Genomic DNA, 19,824 nt, shown 5'->3' with positions numbered 1-19,824 from the left:
GACTGTCGTACTTCTCAATGGTGAAAATATTGAACCAGTTCCTATCGAAAACAAACTTATACAATCAACTTTAATTGAACAAGTAATGATTGTGGGGCAAGATCAAAAGTATTTAGGTGCATTGATTCTACCGGCACTTGATAAGTTTTCTGAATACGGATCTACTTACGAACAACTTGCAACGAATCGTATTGTAAAAGCGAAGATCGAACAGGAAGTCAGAAGTTTGATTCGTCCAGAGAATGGATTTAAAAGTTTCGAAAGGATCGGTGAGATACGGCTACTTCCAAAAATTTTTGAAGTTGGTGAGGAACTATCTGCAAAACTTTCAGTGAAAAGACATGTTGTTGCCGCAAAATATGAATCGCTAATCAAATCCATGTACGATGATAAAACGTAAGTATAGATTCTAATATTCAATTGATTTGGTTAGAACAAACAATGATTTTGCAAATCAAACATGTAAAAATAAAACGAACGAAAATTAGGTGCCATGAAATTCTCACATTCGATGGCACTAATTGATTCACAAATTCAATCCAAAATATATAAAGAAAAGAGATATTTACATCACTTTCCTCTGTTTCTAATTAGGTCAGCTATATGATGGTGGCCGTACGATTTTGCAATATCGATGGGTGAACTTGTACCAGGTATTTCTGTTAAAGCACCGGCGTTCAACAGAGCTTCTAAAACTTCAGTATGCCCTTCGTAATAAGCTTTATGGAATGAAGCTCTTTTGTCATGTCCCTGCAGATTTGGTTCAGCATGATTTTCTAATAATTTCCTGGCGATGTTCGCATAAACTTCCTGCGAAGCGACAAAGAGTGGGGTGTATCCATCTAGAGTTTTGAGATTAGGATCTGCCTTTTTGTGTAGGAGCGTAGTAACAATCTCCAGGTCGCCTTCATTGGTTGCATAGTGTAGTGCTGTGAAACCAGTGTCATCTTGGGTATCAGGATTTGCTCCTTTACTAAGCAGATATTTTTCGGATTCTAGATGCCCATTCATAGCTGCAAAGTGAAGTGGGGAAACGTTTCCCTTTTCCATTAGTTTGTTTAGATTCGCACCTTATTCAAGTAAGAGATTCAACACATTGATATTGCCGGAATTGTTGGATACTGCATAGTGTATTGGGTGTTTATATTTTTTATCTCTTTCGTTCGGAAAGGCACCAGCATCTAATAGAATCTTTACGCAATCCGTATAACCGTGTAAGCTAGCAATATGCAGAGGAGTCATGCCAGCATTGTTTTTTACATTTACGTTGGCTTTAAACTGAATTAATAATTTTATTTGCTTCGCATCACCAAGAAAAGCCGCTTCATGTATTGCTCTCCCGCCGCTAGCCGCTATCATTGATAGAATCGACGCTACCTGGATTTTTTTCAAGGTAATCCTGGGTTGAATTCCAATCACCGGCTTTTACGATTTGTGTTAAATTCGGTTTGGGGATTGGCTTAGGAGCAGAAACACAATTTAATAAAAGAGAAAATAGGCAAATTTTTGTTAGTTGGTCTATTGTTAAGGTTTTGAGATTCGTTTTAAAAAAGACTCCCTGGTTTGTGGAAGATTTTATGGTCAGTTCAATCGGAATGAGGCTAGTGTCGAATTCTCTCGTTTGGTTCATTATTATTTTGTATCTGACTTTTCCTTATAAAAGTGCCAGTAGATCAGTAATATCAGGAGTGAAACTGTTGTTAAACCCAATGACCAAAAAAAAGAAAGATAATCCGAGAGTACTCCAAATCCAGGAATTCCCGGTTGCGCATTCCTAAGTGCCGGTAAAGCAAGCACTAGAATAGAGAGGAAGAGCAATTCATACGCTTGGATAACTTTTTGATACAGTAAAATTCTTGTTGTAATTAGAATGGTTGTAAGTCCGATACAAAACATCATCACCATGATAAATACAGAGACAAATTGATTACTTTTGGTTCTTGCAACTTGAATCAAACGATCCACATTTCCTGTACTTCGATCACTCCAAAAGTCCTCCACTGGTTTTTCGAAGAACTCTAGTTTGTAACTGGCGATTGGCGATTGCATGTTTAACACAATTGGGATTCCAACAGTTTCCAAATCAGAGATTTTTTTGAAAAAACCTAAGCTGAGCGTGGATTGAAAGGTATCAAAAGGATAATCAGTGATTGTTCCAACTAAAGGCAACGTAATGAGTATTTTGCGGATTGGTTGTTTTGCTTTGAATATAAACTCTTCGTTACTACTGTAGGATATTAATCGAAGTTCTTCGTTAGGTGTATCCGATCGACGATTTAATGTTAAATCTTCGGATAAATATATCCTTAACTCTACTTTAGCTTCTCTTTTATCTATTTCAACAGACCGGACATCGGCGGAGATAACAGATGTTTTAATATGATCAATATCTACGTCTGTAAATGAAGCAAAATCTAATTTATCTTTGATAAAGTAGCGAACACTTGCTAAATAACTTCCTGCAATCAAAACAAGAAGAAAAAAAATCAACTGAAACCGATTAGATGAAACTAAACTTTTGATGGGTGTCATGAAAGGTTTGTCCAGGCTAGTGATAATAGAGTAAATAACGCAAGGAAGAAAATAAAACCATAAAAATACAGCTGCATAGTGTATAAGTTGGTTGTGGCTTCGAGTGCAACGAGTAAGTCCTCTATCGTTGGATTCTCAAGCATAGAAGTTTTTTTGAAAAGTATCGATACTTTTGTTGTTAAATATCCTAAAATGATTTGAAGGATTCCTTCGAAAATATTTCCGTAGTTGTCCTTGATAGTGACTAATCCTCCGATTAAGTATAAAACTCCTAATACGATAAGAATTTTTCCAAATAAACTTATTCTTGATGAGAGTTTGTTTAGTATCCTGTTTTTGCTAATCTCTAATTGCGGTTGTTCCATTATTCTTTCTCCTTGGTTAATCGTGAACATGCTTGCATGAGTCCTTGTCCTCCGTTGCATGCTAAATTTAAATATTTGATTCCTTCGCTACGATTTCCTAAAAGTAAATTTGCTCTTCCAATCGAATAGGAATTTTGGTGAGAAACTGCAATATCTCTTTGGCCAGCATACGTTTCGCTGTTTTCTGCCTCTAAATGATATTCTCTTGCTTTTTCGTAGTTACCTGCGAGGAGATAACTATCTCCTAAATGAGAAAGCAAACGATAACTAGGAGTGAATTTTTCTTTGCAGTTTTCCAGGAGTTTGATTCCTTTTACAGAATCTTCGTAATAAGCATAATTGTACCCGTATTCGATACAGTAGTCTAAACTATCAGGTTCCATTTCTGCTGCTAATTCAAAACTTTTTAGCATTTTCGGTGTTAGGCTTTCTTTCCATTGATCATAATAAGTTAAACCTAATACGTAATGATACAATCCGATATCGTTTTTCTTTTGAGTCATCTCACGCGTCAAAGGTTCAATTCGTTGGATTTGGTCTCTGCGGTAAGCAGGGGAGTGAACCCAATACTCGAATAAACCATGTTTTGATAATAGTTTTTCATCTTTTTCATGAGCTTCGAAACTTCTTTGAAGAAGAGAGTAAGCTTCGCTATCTAACGCATATTTTGATTCCGGGAAATTAACTGAATTTCTTAATTTGACAAGTGCTAATCCAACAAAACATTCTTCTCGGTCATTTTGCAATGAAATGCAAGTTTTATACGATTCTTCTGCGTTAACATAATCGTTTGCATAAAAACGTAAGTTGCCTTCAAAATTAAAAAATTCTGCAGTCCTTGGGTCATTGTAAAAGGATGAACCTTCCATTCCAGTTGCAATGTTATAATAGCTTAATGCTTTCTCATACTTTTCATTCCATATTTTTGAATAGAGATTATAGTCATATTCCCAATATTTGAATACCATTTCTTCTAACTTAAAAAGTTCAAGACCCATACCAATATGAGATTCAAAAATTTTATTTTGAAAAGGGAAGTTTCCGGTTACATCATTCTCAAATCCTTTTGTAAAATACTGAATGGCTAATTCTGGATTTTTTTCTATATCTAAATAAAAAAGACCAAGTTCCCAGTTTTCTCTCACCAAACTTGGAGTAGACTCAATTTGTTTGATAAGTTTTGATTCATAAGATTTTTTTTGAATGTACAAACCATAATCTCTGGCCCAACCAATTTTGTCGAAAATCCCAAATGAATGGTCCAAATCTAGATTTCCTAAATTGAAAAAAACCAAATAGAATGCTATCACAGCCTCTAAGATGAGGATTCGAATGTGTTTATATTCTTTACTGATCATTTTGAGTTGAGTTATCATTTCTATCTCCTATCTACCAATGATTGCCGATTCAGTGAGTTCCTCCACTCTTCCGAGTGATTTTAAACTTTGGCGATTAAATTTTTTAGGATCTCCAATGAGCGATATTTGGAAGGAACTTCCTCTGGCGATGTTTTTTGTAAAGCCAATAAAATCTTTCCATTGGATTTCGTTTAAGGATTCATACATAAGTTTGTCTAAATCATCTGTAAATCCTAAACGTGAAGATCGATTAAACTCATCAATTAAATAACTATGTGATTTACGGATTGTACTGGCGGAATGGATTGCCGAAATCTTTGCCTCAACAAACCGACGTTCTGTTATGTTGGGAGATTCAAGGCTGGCCTTTGCATCATACAAACAATTGGAAAGTTTGTCCGCTTGGCAGGAAAGATTTGCAAGCCATAAAACCGGATCTTTTTCAAATTCAGGCATACTGATGAATACATCGGCAGCATAAGCATTTCCAGTTTGTTCTCTCATTGTTGTAAAAAATGGCGACGACAACCCCGCATACAATGAGTTATATATTGAAAAGTGAGCTAAATTAACCGAAGACGGTAAAAATGCGGTAGAAAAATATGTAAGTTCTACATGTGGCCTTTTTCTTGGAAGAACGTAGAAGGTTGTCTCTTGGTTAGTCCTAAATTGTTTTTTTGATAAAAGACTTGGATCAATGGTTTTTGGAAGATTGGTGTATTCTCGAAATACGTTGTTTTCAAGCATATTAAAATCTAATTTACCATAATAAGTGATTTTCGATTTATACTTCAATAGATCGCCTAAGAGATCGATTGCATCCGAGGATTTAAACTTTACTAACTCAGATCGATTTGCTTGGAAAAACCTTAAGCTATTTTTCCCAAATAACGAATAATTGTGTAGTGCTGAATCGATTTCACTTTCTTCTTCCCTTTGGAGTTCTAAATATTGAAGATGATTGATTAGAAGTTGATCCCATACTTCTTTTGAGGAAGCAACTGATTTGATTGAATGCTCTAATAATCGAAATGAAGAAACAAATTGTTCGTCTTCACCTTCCATAACAATCTCAAGAGTTTCTCCATTTGTTTCAATGGAAACAGAGCTTCCCAAAAGATAAAACTTTGTCGAAAGAGCACTTGCTGTGTATAAATCAGTACCTAAATGTTTCCAATAATCGATTGCGATTCCCAGGTAAGGACTAATCCAAGCACCATGTTCAATGATCATTTTGAATTTAAATAAAGAGTTTTCTTTGTTTTTTTGGTAAATGATTTGGTTACCATTTGGGTATACCTTTGATTGGATTAAATCGAAATTTGCAAACTCAGGTGAAATTGAATGATCTGGGTCCGTTGAAAATTCCTTTTTGAATTTTGACTCTTCTTCTTTGCTGAATTCCAATTTTGATATAGGTGGCTTCGTTATGTAAACAAAGTTTGAAGATCCTGGAATGGTTTCTATTGATACAATGTTTTGATTCACGAAATTCTTTACAAAGTCACTTAAATCCTCACGTTTTGTTTGATTGATCGATTGGAACTTTTCTTGCAACTTTCCATAACCCCAATTCGCTAAAAATGCTTCGGAGATTTCATTCAAACGAAACTCATTGTCATCTTTCTTTTTGATTAAGTTCAAACGTTGGTTATTTTTTACGGATTGAAACATTTCCTCTGTAATATCTGAACTTTCGATTTTCTGAAAAGCAGACAAAATGTATTCTTTTGTTTCCTTTAAAGATATCCCTTTGCTTGGCTCAACCCAAATATTAAGTAAAAAATAATCTTTCCATTCTGTTATTGATACAGATACGGAGTTTGCTTTTTGTGAGTAAAATAAACTTTCATCTAATAAGCCGTTATATCCATTCGCAAGTAGTAGTGCGATGGTATTTGCTTCTGCAAAAATTTTGGGTGTTTGTTTTGGGACTTTGATCCCAAAGAGATATATCTTTTTTTTGGAGTTTAAAACAATTTGATTCGTAGATTCTTGTGGTTTGTGTTCAGGTATGTTTAGCTGAATTGATTCTGCTTTAGATGGCATGGAGCCAAATGTCTTTTTAATTTCTTCTAGGACTTCGTCTGGATTAAGATCTCCTGACATACAAATTGCCATTTTGGATGGGATATAGTGTTCTTTATAGAAAGTTTGGATTTTTTTTATGGATGGGTTTTTTAAATGTTCGTCAGTTCCAATGGGAATTTTTTCTCCATAAGGATGGGAGGGAAACATAATCTTATAATACTGTTTAAATAAATTTGATTGAACATTCGTGACTCGCAAATTTCTCTCTTCGAAAACTGATTCTAGTTCGGTATGGAAAGTACGAAATACGGGGTCTTTAAATCTTTCCCATTCTAAATGTAAAAAGTTTTTAATCTGATTCGCAGGGACTGTTGCTACATAATAAGTTCTATCATTGGATGTGAAAGCATTGGCTTGGAATATTCCCATGAGACTTTGTATTCTAGAAAACTCATTTGGAATCACAAACTTTCCGGCTTCGAGAGAAAGTTTATCAATGTTGGAATATATATGTTTGCGCTGATCTCCGTTTGTTGTTTGGCGATAATCTTCGTATAAATTTTCAATTTGGTCAAGAAGAGGTTTTTCGCGCAAATAATCTGTCGTACCAATTTGGCTTGTACCTTTAAACATCAAATGTTCTAAATAATGGGCAAGACCTGTGGCATCGTCCGGATCATTGGCCGAACCAGCATTGACTAAAATGGATGTTTTGACGACGGGTTCATTGGGATTGACGCTGAGGTAAACGGATAGGCCATTTTCTAAATGATACTCATGCACATAAAATGGCTCTGAAAAAAGATTCAAAAGGGTGTTGCAGCGAAGTTGCAATAAGGCGATAAAAAAAACTAAGTATTTGTATTCGTTGCGAAAAAGAAACATTAGGATTGGAAAAATAAATATTTTAGTATTTTAAATCAAGAAAAAAGTGTTCTATGGTCATATAACGCAAATCAGTTTTTTGAAAGAAGTTAGGGGGTGAGTTATGAGCGGAGAAGAGAATTTGAAGGGCCTCAAAGGTTGGCTTTTCCTTGTTGGGTTAGGTCTCATTGTTTATCCCGTTAGACTTACTTTTGTAATGGGGCCTTTGTTTTATAATATTCTAACTGATGGAAGTTATGAATATCTTACAACTCCTGGCACAGAATCCTATCATCCGTTATGGAAACCTCTTTTGATTTTTGAAGGAACTTTTAATGGATTGATGATATTATTTTCATTCTTTCTAACATATCTCTTTTTTAGAAAACATTATCAATTTCCTAAAGTATATATCGTTTTTACAATTCTTCCAGTGATTCTGCTACCATTGGATGCTTGGCTTGGTTCTCTTGTCTTAAAGGATGAGCCAATGTTTGACCTAGAAACCTCAAAAGAAATCGTTCGATCTATAGTTGGTGCTGTCATTTGGATTCCATATATGTTCCTTTCCAAACGGGTAAAGGCAACTTTTGTAGAAGAAAAACCGGAAACTGTAAAAACGGAACTCTAGGTTTTTTTGCATTCAGATTGTCTAACTGAACCGAACGAAGGTTTAATGGCTTTTCGTTTTTCCAATGAGACATAACTATGCTGGCGGTTGCCGAAACCCCACCCGAGTTAGGGTGGAGGGGAGTGGTTCGTGGGAAGGTGCGTCCCCCCTCTAACACGATCCCACTTTTCTTGCAAGGCCCTTCCATAAATCCGAAATTTTATTTCCTTTTTTTTCATCTTTTTGCACCAGGTTGTCCCTTTTTTCCATCTTCATTTGATATAAAGAGGATAGGAGATTGGTATGAACAAAAAACGAACGCAGCATCAACTACACCGGAAACTCCAGATTTTAAGGAAGTTTGGATGGTTTTCTGTGCTTTTGCTCTGTATGATTCCTGTTCTGGTTGGTATTGGAATCTGGTCGGCAAGCAATCAGATCTTGTTTCCCAAATGGAAGGGAATCACAAAAGACTTTCGGGAGTGTAGTTTGGATGGCGAAAGGGTTTGGGGAAAATCTTGTGGGAATCTTCGACTAACAAAAGATAAATGGTTTCAAGAGATATCGATCCCATCCTTAAATGGGAATGATTTACCTGGATGGTTTGTCCCTACTCGAAAAAATGGGATATCCCTTCATAAGGGAGTAGTTCTTTTCATACATGGTGGAGGTTCTGATCGGAGGGAACTTTCACGATTCATCCCTTTTTATCTGAACCAGGGTTTCGATGTTCTCAGCTTTGATCTTTCTTGTCATGGTGAAGCACCTTGTCTTTTCCCAGGTTTAAGTTTTGGGAATCGAGAATCTCGAGATGTTTTATCTGCCTATTTATATGTGAATCAAAAATATAGTAATATTTTAATGGTTGGTTCTTCGGTTGGTGCTTCTTCTATATTAATCGCCCTTCCTTTTTTGAACGGTGTAAAAGCTGTGATTTTGGAAAATCCTATGTTTAGTTTCGAAAGATTGATTTTGGATTCGCCCGAATCGAAAGTCCTACCAAAATGGATGGTAGAAACATTGATTGGTCTTGTGATGAGTAGAGGCAAATTCGATTCATTAGCGAGTCCTGAAAATTCTTTACCTTTTGCTCGCAATGTGCCCGTAATCATCATTCATAGCAGAAAAGATTCGGTTGTACCTTATCAACATTCGGAGTCACTAGCAAAACTCTATTCAGGTCCGAGCGAAGTTTGGTTTCCAGATTTTGGTTCTCACGGATTTATTTGGGATACAAATCGATCTGAATATGAATCTAGAGTTCGGAATTTTATTAGAAGAAATATCAATCAATAAAACGGAGATAAAAAATGGAAGATTACTTAATTTTGATGCGGTTAGATTTACTTACAAAAGAAGCACAACCTTCACCTGAACAATTACAAGTTTATATGAAACAATATCAGGAATGGGTGGACGGAATTCTTGCCCAAAAAAAATTCAAATCAGGAACTGCTTTATCTACGGAAGGTAGAGTGATCCAATCTAATCAGATCATTACAGATGGACCATTTGTCGAAACAAAAGAATCCCTTGCTGGTTTTATCATTATTTCTGCTGAAAACTTCGATGATGCCGTTCAAATTGCAAAAGGTTGTCCCATTTTAATGGGTGAAGGAAATAGTGTTGAAGTTCGGAAAGTGGTGGGCATTCATAAACAAGAGTAACAAATAGAATATTCTTAAACTCTTATGAATCAACCAGATGTTTTGCCCCACTTGTTTCGGACGGAATATTCAAAAATTATCTCTGTTCTTTGTAAACAATATGGATTTAATCAGATTGAAATTGCTGAGGATATCACAAGTGAAACTTTTTTGGTTGCCTCGCAGGTTTGGGGTTTAAATGGAATTCCGCAAAACCCCGTAGCCTGGTTGTATGCTGTTGCCAAAAATAAAGCAAAGAATTTAATTCATAGGGATTCAATTTTTCAGAAAAAAATTATTCCTGTCTATCAGCGAAACCAAAATACGTTCGAAGCCGATTTAGATCTTTCTGAAGAAAATATCATGGATAGCCAACTTCGTATGATCTTTGCACTTTCCCATCCAACAATTCCTTTGGAATCGCAAATAGGATTGTCGCTCCGGATTTTATGTGGATTTGGAATTGAAGAAATTGCGAGAGCTTTCCTTTCGAATCGAGAAACGATCAGTAAGCGACTATCTCGTGCAAAAGAACGGTTGAGAGAAAATAATATTACGCTGGATTTTCCTCCGCCCAATGAGTGGGAGGAGAGATTAACATCTGTTCTTCGAACCATTTATCTGTTGTTTAATGAAGGTTATTCTTCACAAAGCCAGGATCGAATTTTACGAAAAGATTTATGTTTAGAAGCAATCCATCTTTGTTCTTTACTTTTAGAAAATAAAGAAACCAATACCTCTGAAGTGAATGCTCTGCTTGCACTTCTCTGTTTTCATATTTCTAGGTTTGATGCAAGGCTGGATTCGGAAGGGGAAATTGTTCTTTATCGGGACCAGGATAGATCTCTTTGGAATGAAGATTTTATTAAAAAAGGAGAGTATTTCCTTCATCAATCAAACAAAGATCCAAAATTTTCAAAATACCATTTGGAAGCAAATATTGCCTATTGGCACACTATTCCAGACGGAAGGGAAAAAAAATGGGAAACCATTTTTCAACTTTATACAGGGCTATTGGAGTTAGAAACGTCGCAAATTATTTTATTGAATCGTACCTATGCATTGTTTCGAGCTAAAGGGAGGGAATCCGCTCTTAAGGAAATGGATGGATTTGAATTAAAAACAAATCCCTATTATTTTTCTCTTCTTGGGGAATTGTATATGGATGTAGATCCTCACAAAGCAGAGGATTACTTCCGCAAGGCCCTCTCTTGGGCGAAGACGGAGGCTGATAAGTCTGCGATTCAGAAGAAGTTGGATCGTTTTTGAGATCTTGGCATATCTAAAAAAAAATCAGACTGAAATACAGATTAAAAAAAATAAAGGTTTTCTATCTTTTTTTTTGAACCAAATTGAAATAGACAGGGACTTTTAATTGTATGAATGACAAATCCTATATTGAACTTTTAAACCAAGCAAAGTCTGGTGATCACCGTGCTTGGACTGCATTACAAAACCGGTTCTCTCGTTTTGCTGTCAAATTTGCGTCGAAGATCATTGGTGACGAGGATCTTTCGCAAGACATTGTGCAGGAATCATTTTGGGATTTGTATCAAAATTTGGAAAAAATGACAAGCCCTGTCGCTTTTCCTTCTCATTTAAAAAGGGCCATCATCAAACACAGTGACCGCATTTTAAGAAAGAAGGAAAATCAGAATTTAGTTTTTGTTGATCCGAATCAGATGGACCAAAACTCGGAAGAATTACATTCAACTTATTTTGAAAAAGAATGTTATGAGACGATTTTTCAAAATGTAAAAAAATTAGATCCTGATGATCAAAAGTTAATCGAACTGTATTATTATAAAAACTATTCGTTAGTTGAAATTTCAAGGTCTGAAGGAAAAACTTTATCTTTCATCAAAAAAAGACATCTATACCTTAAAAAAGTTCTTCGCAACGGAATTGGGGAAACGTTCCGACCAGAGGCAAACTCTCAGTTGATGATGGTAGCTTAGGAGGAATCTTTTGGAAGCAACTCAAGTATATTCAAATGGCCAAATCGAAAATGTTTATCTGGAACAACGAAAAGTATTTCTCTGGGGGGAAGTTAACGATAACTCTGCCAGGTATTTAATTGATCGATTTTTATATTTAGAAGCCTTGGATCCAACAAGGCCCATTACTTTATACATTCATTCTCCCGGTGGGTCAACTTATGCGGGTTTGGCGATACTCGATGTTATGAAAAACCTGCACAATCCTGTTCATACCACTTGTTTAGGTATGGCAATGTCCTTTGGTGCTGTTTTACTTCTTTCGGGAGCGAAAGGATATCGTTATGCCTATCCGCACAGTAAGGTGCTTATCCACCAACCGCATGTGATGGGGGAGTTCAAAGGACCTGCCGAGGACATTCGAATTTTTGCCGAGTCAGTCCGGAGAGAAAAGGATTTGTTAAACGAAATAATGGCTAAGGCAACAGGCCAACCATTAGAGAAGTTGATGGAAGATACGGAAAGAGACACGTGGTTTTCAGCAACGGAAGCCATCGAATACGGTATCATCGATAAAATCATCGGAGCCTGATTCGAATCTAAATTTTTTTTTAGATTCAAATCTAAAGGAACCAAACTCTAAAAATTAGGAAATTTCAATTTTTTTTAGAATCTTTTTTAAGGAGTTCCTATAGAATCAGATTCCTTATGAAAAATCTTTCCTGGTTTTGTTTAGTTTTTTGTTTTTATCCCATTTTTGCAGTGGATAAAGACATTTGGTCGCAAGCCGATTTGCTGATGAAACGAAAGGATTATAAGGGTGCTTTTAAACTTTCCGATTCCATTATCGAAAAAAATCCAGAAGATGTTTTTGGATGGCAATTAAGAATGAATTCATCATCCCAATTGGCAGATACCAAAGGCCAATGGCCGAGGGAATGTGTTTCTTCTGCTTTGAAGTTTGCTGAGATTAACAAAGCGGAAGAAGCTTCTAGCATAACAACTGCAATCTGGTGTTTAAATCACGAAAATCAATATACAAAAATGGTAGAGTTGATTCCCAAGGTGATTCCGCATGCAAGAACCAAAGTGGGAGACGGCAACTATGCACTTCTTATCAATGTTTTAGCGGTAGCATTCGATAGATTAAATGATCAGAAAAACGCTCGTTCTATCTTGATGCGAGGGCTAAGCGAATTGAGTGGGACGCCGGCTGCTTTACAAACCGGATACAATTTAGGTGATCTTTTCCGGGATGAAACGATGTCTTTGGAGGAAAGAGAAAATTGGCATAACCTTTTTTCTGAAAACCTTTTTAAAGAAAAAAAGGATCATCCACTTTTTCCTTCCATAGCATGGAATACTTCTTTACTTACCGATCTTTATGTTTCGAAAAAAAAATACCATGATGCTTTTGAGGTGATCTCCCTTTTGTATCCTGAGATGGATGCCCAACTGCTTGGTCATTGGAAATTTTTAAGAGATCAAATTTACATCAAGTATCTTGCTCTCAAATTTAAAACAAAAAGACTTAAGATTCCTCCACGAAAAACCTTGAAGATGGTGTTTTTAGTCATACCCAAAACACGTTTGAAAGGAGATTTGCCATCCCAAGTAGCCAAATTTCAAAATTTAGATTCTGATTTGAATCCCAAAGATGTTTCAGATCTACTTCTGAGTTTTGAATATTTCCGAGATTCTTTTGAAGACCTTTCCAACGGTATCCACTGGGATCATGAAGTTTTGCAAACCAACTCAGAAATTCAATATACAAATTGTATCGATGATCGATTTCGGTTTGTGATGCAACCTTCTATTGGTTCCATTGTCCCTCAACTTACAGAAGACCAGTTGAAAACCATACGTGCTGCTGATGGTGTCATCGTAGTATGGGCTGGCACTCGCCAACCGGATGGTGTGCTCATCACCAATGGAGGTGGGACAGAATGGAATTATGGAACTGAAGAAGATCCGGATGTTCGTTTGACCATTCTTTCTGACTCAAACAAAAAAATTGCAAGTGGTAACCATGCGAACCATCCTATCTTTATCTACCATGAGTTGTTTCATGTTTTAGAGTGGGCATACCACCAACTAAAATTTCCAAAAGACAATCATCCTTACCAAAGAAGAAATGTTTGGCCATATGATTATCAGGGTGAAACGGAATGGGATTTTTATTCAGAAACTTTTCAAAAACGAATGATGAAAGAAGACAACCTTGATCGTGTTTATTGGCAAGGTCGGAAAGAAGGTTTTTACGGTATTTTAATGAAAGAACAAGGGAAATCAAAATAAATTGAGAACATCCACTTCCTTTGAAAGAGAGGAAGTGGATAGAAGTTTTTAGTCTCCACCTTGAACAAAAAAAATCATCTTCCAATTTTTATTTTTTTTTGAAAAACCAACTCGGTGGTCCATAGGGCTTCTTAAGTATTGTTCACAAACATACCCAATCTGTCCGTCGGAAATACAAACTTTATTCCAATTACATGGTTCGCTGGGGTCTGGCTTTAGTGTTTCATCATATTCATTTTTAACAAACTCCCAGCTAAGCTGCGTTAGGACTGCACCTTTTTTTGATGGTTTGTTCCGAATATTGACTGTGTTTCCTGTGATGAGTGAGAAACTATAAGAATCAACCGATTCCGGAGTTTGGGTAAATAAAAATGGAGCTGACCAAATATTGTCTTTATAGGCAAAACCAAGATTGATGGTTTTCGAAAAAACATTCCAAAAATCAGATTTTTTTGGATTTTTATCCAAATTCCAATACTTTAAAAATTTTGTTTTTCCCATTCCATCTTCGGAGAAATCAAAAGATATCTGTGGATCGACAATAGATTCTACAAACTTTATATCTTTGTCTTGGATTGCTTTTTCTAACTTTTGTTTAAAAGAAAAAAAATCCTTATCTTCTCTCGACGCATCTGTTGGTTTTAGAAAAACGGGTTCAAAAGGTTCGCAAGGTAAGATTTGAGAAAAAGTTGAGGTGAGGATGAAAGATATGATGGAAATTTGAATTTTCATTTTCGTTCCTGGTGTTCAAGTTTTTTTGATTGCCCATTATGGTATAGGAGTTGAACAGATGGCAACTAAATTTTAGTGGTTTGTTAATTCGGTTCGTAATCAAAACCGGCAATGTATTTCAAATTTAATAAAGCCCTTTCATATTCTACTAAAGCATCAATGTATTTTAATCTTGTTTCGTTATAGGACCTTGTCGTGTCTAAAAACTCAAGTAAGGTGGATCCACCACCTTTATAAGCTAACTCAACAATTTTGACCGCTTGTTGTGACTTGAGTAAAGAAATTTGGCGCATTTGTTCAAGAGCATCAAACCTAACTTTTAATTCCTCTTCGGTAATCGCCATTTCTTTGGCTAAGTTCAGATACAGTTCTTCGCGAAACAGCGCTGCCTGTTTTCTGGCTGATTGGCTTTTGGCAATTTCGCCTTGGTTTCTGGAAAAAACAGGTAATTCTAAATTAGCGGACATACCATACATAAATTGATTTTGTTGGACAAGTGAATCAAATAGAATACTGACATTGGGAACTGCATTTGCTTTTTGTAGTTTAAAATTTGCCAAAGCTACGTCTTCAGCATTTGCCAGAGCTAAATAGTCGGGACGTCCTTCCGTAGCTAGTTTTAATAATCGATCAGGATCAATTTGTGGAAATTTTTTTAAAGAATCTAAATTACCTGAAAGGATGATATCCATATCACTTGGATTTAAACCTAAAACAACAATGAGTTCATTTTTTAGTTTTAAATAATCAACTTGGGCAGAAACTTTTGCTACTGCATATTGGTCTTGGGCTACTTCCGATCTTAATAATTCTAATTTTGATATATCTTCTTTTTTGAATCGAATTTTATTAATTTCTACAATATTGACAAGATTCTTATAGTTTTCTTCGGCTAATAAATATCTTTCTCTAGCAGCAAGCGTTGCAATAAATAAATTCCCCGTACCCAATGATATTTTGCGAAGTGATTCAAGGAAAATGAGTTCCTCCATTTTTAGTCGTTTGTTTGCGACATTGATCCTTTCTTCTCGTTTGTTTTCTGTCTCATAAATAAAGCCAAAGCTGACACCATATTGATTTCGATTGGGGTCAAATTCTTTGGAGGTTGGGTTGTAGGGTAAAACATCAGCAACAATATTTAAAAAAGGATTAGGGCGAAGACCAGCAGTGATTTTATCTGCTTTACTAAATTCAATTTCGTATTTTGCTATCGCCACTTGTTTGTTGTTTTGAAGTGCGAAACGGATGGCTTCATCGAAGGTAAATTCTTTTTTCTGTTTTTCCTTTGCAAGAATAGGTAAACAAACAAAACAAAAAGTTAGCAAAAAACAAACAATTGAATGTTCTAAATTACAATTAGATTTGCGCATGACGTAATTTTCTTTGTTCGCTTAAATAACAGAGTAGGGGAATGGTAAAATTTCCTATGATGAGAGTAAATAACAAACCACCCACAATCACAGTTGCCATTGGCCTTTGAATGTCGGAGCCAATTTCATTAGTTAACATGGCGGGAAGTAGGCCAATGATTGCGGTCGTGAGTGTTAAAAATCTCGGACGAAATTGAACTTCTGAAACATGGGAAATTAGTTTTTTAAGATCTTCTTCTGTTTTGATTGGTAAATTTTCTTTTTCGTGGTTAAAATTAGAGACAAAGAGTACGCCACCCATAATGGAGATCCCGAAAAGAGATATGAGTCCCACACCTGAAGACACGTTAAAGTGCATTCCTCTCATCAAAAGAAAAGAGAGTCCTCCCAGAGCTGCAACAGGTATACTCGACATAACCAAAAGACTATCAGAAATGTTATGAAACATTAGGTATAATATAAACAAAATAATTGCAAATGTAAGTGGGACTGCAACCATCAAACGTTTACTTGCTCTTGTTAGGTTTTCGAATTGTCCTCCCCACTCTATCTCAACATCGGCTGGTAGTTTGATTTGATTTGTAACGATTTTTTTTGCCTCATTCACAAATCCACCTTGGTCTCTTCCTTCGATGTTGATCCAAACCGATACCATCCGATTCCCATTTTTCCTGGCAATTTTTGCAGGCATTTCCTTTAGTTCTAATTTGGCTACTGAAGATAATGGATATTTACTTTCATATTTACTTTTGATATTAATATTCCCGATTGAATTAACAGACGTTCTATACTCTTCTGGATATCGAACTGTAATATTATAAATGTGATTATCTAAGTAAAGTTTGCTAATCTCTTTGCCACCAACGGCAATTTCTGTTATATCTTGGATGTCAGAAAAATTGATTCCGGCCCTTGCTGCCGCTTCTCTATCAATTGAAATCACCAGTTCTGTATTTGGACCTTCTTGTTCGATTCCTATGGCAGAGACACCTTGAACCTTTTCCAATGCAGACTCAATTTCCGTTGCTTTTTGCCAAAGGACAGAAACATCCCTACCCGAAAGTTGAATGGATAGGTCTGCTGCAGATCCTGTCACTGCTTCCGCAACATTGTCAAGAATGGGTTGCGAAAAACTAAACTTAGCACCGGGAACAATTCGTTCAAATTTCTCTTTGATTCGTTCAATCATTTCGGATTTTGAACCAACGGTTTTCCATTTAGAATAATCTTCCAGGGTGATCAAACCTTCAATTCGATTGGGACCAAATGGATCGGTTCCATCATCGTTCCTTCCTGATTGGGTAATGATTACCTTTGCTTCAGGAAATTCTCCTACTGTTTCTCTCAATAAGTTGGCTACGTTTGCAGTTCTATCTAAATGAATTCCGGTTGGTAGTTTACATCGGAAATTGATCGCACCTTCATCTAGTTCCGGTAAAAACTCTGTTCCAAGTCCTATGAAAACTAAAAACAGAAGTGTGGCGACAACGAGATAGATACGAAGACTTATCTTTTTTGAATGGTTTAGAAAAAAATGAAGAAACTGAAGGAAGTAAGCCCTTGCTTGCGTAAGGATAAATAATTCTTTTGTTTGGCGACGATGTTCTTCGTTAAAAAAACGAGAGAAAATAACTGGTAATACCGTAAGAGAAAATAACAAAGCACCAATGAGTGTGAATGCCAATCCAAAAGCCATTGGTTTGAATAATTTTCCTTCCACTCGTTCAAAAAGAAAAATTGGAAGATAAGCACAAAGGATGACTGCGATAGAATAAAAAACTTCTTTTTCTGTATGGTCTGAAGAACGAAGGATCATTTCGTCTAGGGATAATTTCTTTTTTGATAACGAGGAAATGGCAATTGTTGTAATAATTCCTTCTATGATTACAATTGAACTATCTACAATGATTCCAAAGTCAATGGCACCTAAGGAGAGGAGATTGGCAGGAATTTCGATCAAATGCATCAAACAAAATGAGAATAATAAAGAAAATGGAATGGTGACTGCAACCGCTAGTGCCACTCGATAATTTCCGAGAAGAAAAATCAAAACAATCATGACGATTGTGATTCCTTCCATCATGGTTCGAACTACTGTTTTTAGAGTATTGGATACGAGTTCTTCTCGATCATATAAGATGCGAAGGCGTATACCTTTATTTTTTAAAAAACCTTCCAGATTTTTAATTCTGTCTTTTACTAATCGTAATACCTCTGTTGGATTTTCCCCTTTCCGCATCATGATGATGCCTTGTACACCTGAATTGATTTCTTTTCCTGATTTTAAGCGATACCCTAAAATTCCTTTAGGAGGATGCGGTATGACTCTTACTTTCCCGATGTCTTTTACATAAATTGGAATGTCTTTTTTTTCTGTAACAATTATGTTCTCAATATCTTTTTCGTTTTCTATTGCACCTAATGCTCTAACCGGGATCGCTTGGTTACCATGTTTAAAAATGTTACCTCCGGTATTGGCATTGTTTTCTTCAATTGCTAACACCAAGTCTCTTAGGAAAACATTGTATTTATCCTGATTGATTGGATTGATTTCGATTTGGTATTCTTTGATATCTCCCCCGAAGGTGATGACATCAGCTACACCTTGGATCTGTTGGAGCCTAGGTGCTAACTCCCAATCTTGAATGCTTCGAAGTTCCATCGTGGGCATTCCGTCTCCTTCCACAGCATACCGGAGAATTTCCCCGACAGGAGAAGTTAAAGGTCCAAGTTCAGGAACTTCCGTTCCTTCGGGTAATTGAATGGATTTTAATCTTTCGTTGACCTGGTTTCTTGCAAAATACTCATCAGTGTGATCTTTGAAAGTCAAACGGATCACAGACAATCCAAAAATACTTTGTGACCTAGTTGTTGTTAGGCCTGGAATCCCGGTTAACGCGCGTTCTAAGGGAATGGATACCAATTTTTCAACTTCAGAGGAGGCGCGACCATCAAACTTTGTAATCACAATGACTTCGGTATCCGAAACATCTGGATAAGCATCGATTTTTAAATGTGTTACAGAATAAACTCCAAAAGCAGATATCATTAAAAAACAAAATAATACGATTGGTGAATTTTTAAGTGAAAAACGAATAAAACTCATTAGTAACCGAAACTAAGTCCTTTTAATAATGTTGATCCATGTGATACAACTCGATCGTTAATTTTTAGTCCCGATAAAATTTGTGTATATTCTTCCGTTTCGATTCCCGTTTCGACTTGGATTCTCTGAAAGCTACTGGAATCTACCTGTTTGAAAATATAACTAGTATCACCAATCAAAATGATCGATTCATTAGGTACTGAGAGTGCTTCGATATTTTCTAATTCAACTTGTCCTGTACCAAACATTCCAGGTTTGAATTGGTTGCCGGTATTTTTTGTAACGATTAAAACTTTGACTGTTCGGCTTACAGGATCAATCACATCGGAAATGGAATCTATTCGTGTTTCAAATCGTTCACCGGGGAAGGCAGAAAACTTAATATACAATCTGGATTGGATTTTAACTCGGTTTAGTTTTGTTTCCGGGATGTCTCCTACGATTAAAATATTCCCTGGTTTGAGTTTTGTTAATTTATCAATCGGTATCCCTTGCATGCGGAGTCGATTTAAATTTTCTTCCATCGACGCACTCATTTGTTGTAATTGAACATTGGCATCATTTAGTTCTTTGCCAGCAGCTGCTTGGTTTTCTACTAGATATTTCAAACGAGAATAAGACTTTTTGGCTCCATAAAGTGCGGCTTTGCTTTTTAAATATTCAGAATAGATGATGGACTGTTCTTCTGTTTCAAAGTGATAGGAGTAACTAGCTTCTTTGGATAAGACACAGACTACGGCAATGCGTACAGGAATGGAAAGTCCTGCACCGAGATTACGGTATTCGGCACTGGATAGAGAAATTGTGGAAGGGAGGTCACCTTCTGATTTTTTGATGATCTCTCCATCTTGAATTACGTGGAAACTTGCGATGCGAGGACGATTCTCTTCGGGTTTAGAGTGGCAGAAAAGGGAAAAAAGGAACAAAAATAAAAGAGCAAGAAACTGAGGCATACCGAGACCTTTTCTTACTCTA

The 19,824-nt window shown here is 36.2% G+C and carries 20 protein-coding genes (1 of these 20 cut by a window edge); 8 read left to right on the top strand and 12 right to left on the bottom strand.

The window, feature by feature from the left end:
- Positions 1-400: the 3' portion of an AMP-dependent synthetase/ligase gene (locus CLV96_RS05645; RefSeq protein ID WP_004788516.1), read on the top strand. Its footprint begins 1,553 nt before the window's first position; the window shows 400 of its 1,953 coding nt (coding positions 1,554-1,953); its start codon lies beyond the left edge, outside the window; its stop codon occupies positions 398-400.
- Between the two features lie 170 nt (positions 401-570).
- Here the strand turns inward: CLV96_RS05645 and CLV96_RS19970 are convergent, their stop codons facing one another.
- The 7 genes from CLV96_RS19970 to CLV96_RS05620 are packed head-to-tail and all read right to left on the bottom strand — an operon-like array spanning position 571 to position 7,171.
- Positions 571-1,011, bottom strand: a complete 441-nt coding sequence (locus tag CLV96_RS19970) for an ankyrin repeat domain-containing protein (protein WP_243836416.1) — start codon at positions 1,009-1,011, stop codon at positions 571-573.
- Between the two features lie 60 nt (positions 1,012-1,071).
- Positions 1,072-1,359: an ankyrin repeat domain-containing protein gene (locus CLV96_RS19965; protein WP_051012809.1), complete on the bottom strand. Its 288-nt coding sequence runs from the start codon at positions 1,357-1,359 to the stop codon at positions 1,072-1,074.
- On the bottom strand, positions 1,346-1,630 hold the full coding sequence (locus CLV96_RS19960; protein ID WP_051012810.1) for a hypothetical protein: 285 nt from the start codon (positions 1,628-1,630) through the stop codon (positions 1,346-1,348). The genes CLV96_RS19965 and CLV96_RS19960 overlap by 14 nt, the downstream gene beginning before the upstream one ends.
- Before the next feature lie 2 nt (positions 1,631-1,632).
- Entirely contained in the window at positions 1,633-2,532 is a 900-nt protein-coding gene (locus CLV96_RS05635; RefSeq protein WP_004789041.1) for a DUF4436 family protein, read from the bottom strand.
- Positions 2,529-2,897, bottom strand: coding sequence for a hypothetical protein (locus CLV96_RS05630; RefSeq protein ID WP_004788961.1), 369 nt, complete (start codon positions 2,895-2,897; stop codon positions 2,529-2,531). The genes CLV96_RS05635 and CLV96_RS05630 overlap by 4 nt, the downstream gene beginning before the upstream one ends.
- Complete coding sequence (locus CLV96_RS05625; protein WP_004788814.1) at positions 2,897-4,273, bottom strand: hypothetical protein; 1,377 nt, start codon at positions 4,271-4,273, stop codon at positions 2,897-2,899. The genes CLV96_RS05630 and CLV96_RS05625 overlap by 1 nt, the downstream gene beginning before the upstream one ends.
- Positions 4,274-4,282: 9 nt before the next feature.
- The gene (locus CLV96_RS05620) at positions 4,283-7,171 is read right to left on the bottom strand and encodes a M16 family metallopeptidase (RefSeq protein ID WP_004788852.1); all 2,889 of its coding nucleotides are present in this window, start codon (positions 7,169-7,171) and stop codon (positions 4,283-4,285) included.
- Positions 7,172-7,274: 103 nt separating this feature from the next.
- Here CLV96_RS05620 and CLV96_RS05615 point away from each other — a divergent pair, with 103 nt between their 5' ends.
- Positions 7,275-7,781, top strand: coding sequence for a DUF2569 domain-containing protein (locus tag CLV96_RS05615; protein ID WP_004789230.1), 507 nt, complete (start codon positions 7,275-7,277; stop codon positions 7,779-7,781).
- 214 nt (positions 7,782-7,995) lie between these two features.
- On the opposite strand, the gene CLV96_RS19795 is transcribed toward CLV96_RS05615, so the two are convergent.
- The gene (locus CLV96_RS19795; RefSeq protein WP_166669657.1) at positions 7,996-8,190 is read right to left on the bottom strand and encodes a hypothetical protein; all 195 of its coding nucleotides are present in this window, start codon (positions 8,188-8,190) and stop codon (positions 7,996-7,998) included.
- Between CLV96_RS19795 and CLV96_RS05610 the strand changes: the two genes are divergently transcribed.
- The 6 genes from CLV96_RS05610 to CLV96_RS05585 all read left to right on the top strand — a co-directional run bounded on the left by CLV96_RS05610 (position 8,151) and on the right by CLV96_RS05585 (position 13,641).
- A complete protein-coding gene (locus tag CLV96_RS05610) occupies positions 8,151-9,056 on the top strand; it encodes an alpha/beta hydrolase (protein ID WP_081581575.1) in 906 nt (301 codons plus the stop codon). The genes CLV96_RS19795 and CLV96_RS05610 overlap by 40 nt on opposite strands.
- A gap of 14 nt (positions 9,057-9,070) precedes the next feature.
- On the top strand, positions 9,071-9,427 hold the full coding sequence (locus tag CLV96_RS05605) for a YciI family protein (RefSeq protein ID WP_004788490.1): 357 nt from the start codon (positions 9,071-9,073) through the stop codon (positions 9,425-9,427).
- A 24-nt stretch (positions 9,428-9,451) separates the two neighbouring features.
- Entirely contained in the window at positions 9,452-10,675 is a 1,224-nt protein-coding gene (locus tag CLV96_RS05600) for an RNA polymerase sigma factor (protein ID WP_004788403.1), read from the top strand.
- Positions 10,676-10,785: 110 nt separating this feature from the next.
- Complete coding sequence (locus CLV96_RS05595; RefSeq protein ID WP_004788590.1) at positions 10,786-11,364, top strand: RNA polymerase sigma factor; 579 nt, start codon at positions 10,786-10,788, stop codon at positions 11,362-11,364.
- A gap of 10 nt (positions 11,365-11,374) precedes the next feature.
- On the top strand, positions 11,375-11,935 hold the full coding sequence (locus CLV96_RS05590; protein ID WP_004788679.1) for a ClpP family protease: 561 nt from the start codon (positions 11,375-11,377) through the stop codon (positions 11,933-11,935).
- Between the two features lie 116 nt (positions 11,936-12,051).
- Positions 12,052-13,641, top strand: a complete 1,590-nt coding sequence (locus CLV96_RS05585) for a hypothetical protein (protein ID WP_004788973.1) — start codon at positions 12,052-12,054, stop codon at positions 13,639-13,641.
- 48 nt (positions 13,642-13,689) lie between these two features.
- Here CLV96_RS05585 and CLV96_RS05580 read toward each other — a convergent pair whose 3' ends face one another.
- The 4 genes from CLV96_RS05580 to CLV96_RS05565 all read right to left on the bottom strand — a co-directional run bounded on the left by CLV96_RS05580 (position 13,690) and on the right by CLV96_RS05565 (position 19,802).
- On the bottom strand, positions 13,690-14,373 hold the full coding sequence (locus CLV96_RS05580) for an SH3 domain-containing protein (RefSeq protein WP_004789193.1): 684 nt from the start codon (positions 14,371-14,373) through the stop codon (positions 13,690-13,692).
- 83 nt (positions 14,374-14,456) lie between these two features.
- Positions 14,457-15,743, bottom strand: coding sequence for a TolC family protein (locus CLV96_RS05575; protein WP_004789129.1), 1,287 nt, complete (start codon positions 15,741-15,743; stop codon positions 14,457-14,459).
- Positions 15,730-18,849 carry an efflux RND transporter permease subunit gene (locus tag CLV96_RS05570; protein ID WP_004788797.1) on the bottom strand — a complete coding sequence of 1,040 codons (3,120 nt, stop codon included), beginning with the start codon at positions 18,847-18,849 and terminating at the stop codon, positions 15,730-15,732. The genes CLV96_RS05575 and CLV96_RS05570 overlap by 14 nt, the downstream gene beginning before the upstream one ends.
- Positions 18,849-19,802: an efflux RND transporter periplasmic adaptor subunit gene (locus CLV96_RS05565; protein WP_004788405.1), complete on the bottom strand. Its 954-nt coding sequence runs from the start codon at positions 19,800-19,802 to the stop codon at positions 18,849-18,851. The genes CLV96_RS05570 and CLV96_RS05565 overlap by 1 nt, the downstream gene beginning before the upstream one ends.
- Positions 19,803-19,824 lie beyond the last annotated feature (22 nt).

The organism is Leptospira meyeri (assembly GCF_004368965.1).
GTDB classification, from domain to species: Bacteria; Spirochaetota; Leptospiria; order Leptospirales; family Leptospiraceae; genus Leptospira_A; species Leptospira_A meyeri.
Note: the sequence above shows the minus strand (reverse complement) of the source record. Positions and strands in the feature narration are given on the sequence as shown.

Bases quoted from the DNA above. Each gene is read 5' to 3' on its own strand.
- CLV96_RS19970 (WP_243836416.1), bottom strand. From the start codon at position 1,011: ATGAATGGGCATCTAGAATCCGAAAAATATCTGCTTAGTAAAGGAGCA.
- CLV96_RS19965 (WP_051012809.1), bottom strand. From the start codon at position 1,359: ATGATAGCGGCTAGCGGCGGGAGAGCAATACATGAAGCGGCTTTTCTT.
- CLV96_RS19960 (WP_051012810.1), bottom strand. From the start codon at position 1,630: ATGAACCAAACGAGAGAATTCGACACTAGCCTCATTCCGATTGAACTG.
- CLV96_RS05635 (WP_004789041.1), bottom strand. From the start codon at position 2,532: ATGACACCCATCAAAAGTTTAGTTTCATCTAATCGGTTTCAGTTGATT.
- CLV96_RS05630 (WP_004788961.1), bottom strand. From the start codon at position 2,897: ATGGAACAACCGCAATTAGAGATTAGCAAAAACAGGATACTAAACAAA.
- CLV96_RS05625 (WP_004788814.1), bottom strand. From the start codon at position 4,273: ATGATAACTCAACTCAAAATGATCAGTAAAGAATATAAACACATTCGA.
- CLV96_RS05620 (WP_004788852.1), bottom strand. From the start codon at position 7,171: ATGTTTCTTTTTCGCAACGAATACAAATACTTAGTTTTTTTTATCGCC.
- CLV96_RS05615 (WP_004789230.1), top strand. From the start codon at position 7,275: ATGAGCGGAGAAGAGAATTTGAAGGGCCTCAAAGGTTGGCTTTTCCTT.
- CLV96_RS05610 (WP_081581575.1), top strand. From the start codon at position 8,151: ATGATTCCTGTTCTGGTTGGTATTGGAATCTGGTCGGCAAGCAATCAG.
- CLV96_RS05605 (WP_004788490.1), top strand. From the start codon at position 9,071: ATGGAAGATTACTTAATTTTGATGCGGTTAGATTTACTTACAAAAGAA.
- CLV96_RS05600 (WP_004788403.1), top strand. From the start codon at position 9,452: ATGAATCAACCAGATGTTTTGCCCCACTTGTTTCGGACGGAATATTCA.
- CLV96_RS05595 (WP_004788590.1), top strand. From the start codon at position 10,786: ATGAATGACAAATCCTATATTGAACTTTTAAACCAAGCAAAGTCTGGT.
- CLV96_RS05585 (WP_004788973.1), top strand. From the start codon at position 12,052: ATGAAAAATCTTTCCTGGTTTTGTTTAGTTTTTTGTTTTTATCCCATT.
- CLV96_RS05580 (WP_004789193.1), bottom strand. From the start codon at position 14,373: ATGAAAATTCAAATTTCCATCATATCTTTCATCCTCACCTCAACTTTT.
- CLV96_RS05575 (WP_004789129.1), bottom strand. From the start codon at position 15,743: ATGCGCAAATCTAATTGTAATTTAGAACATTCAATTGTTTGTTTTTTG.
- CLV96_RS05570 (WP_004788797.1), bottom strand. From the start codon at position 18,849: ATGAGTTTTATTCGTTTTTCACTTAAAAATTCACCAATCGTATTATTT.
- CLV96_RS05565 (WP_004788405.1), bottom strand. From the start codon at position 19,802: ATGCCTCAGTTTCTTGCTCTTTTATTTTTGTTCCTTTTTTCCCTTTTC.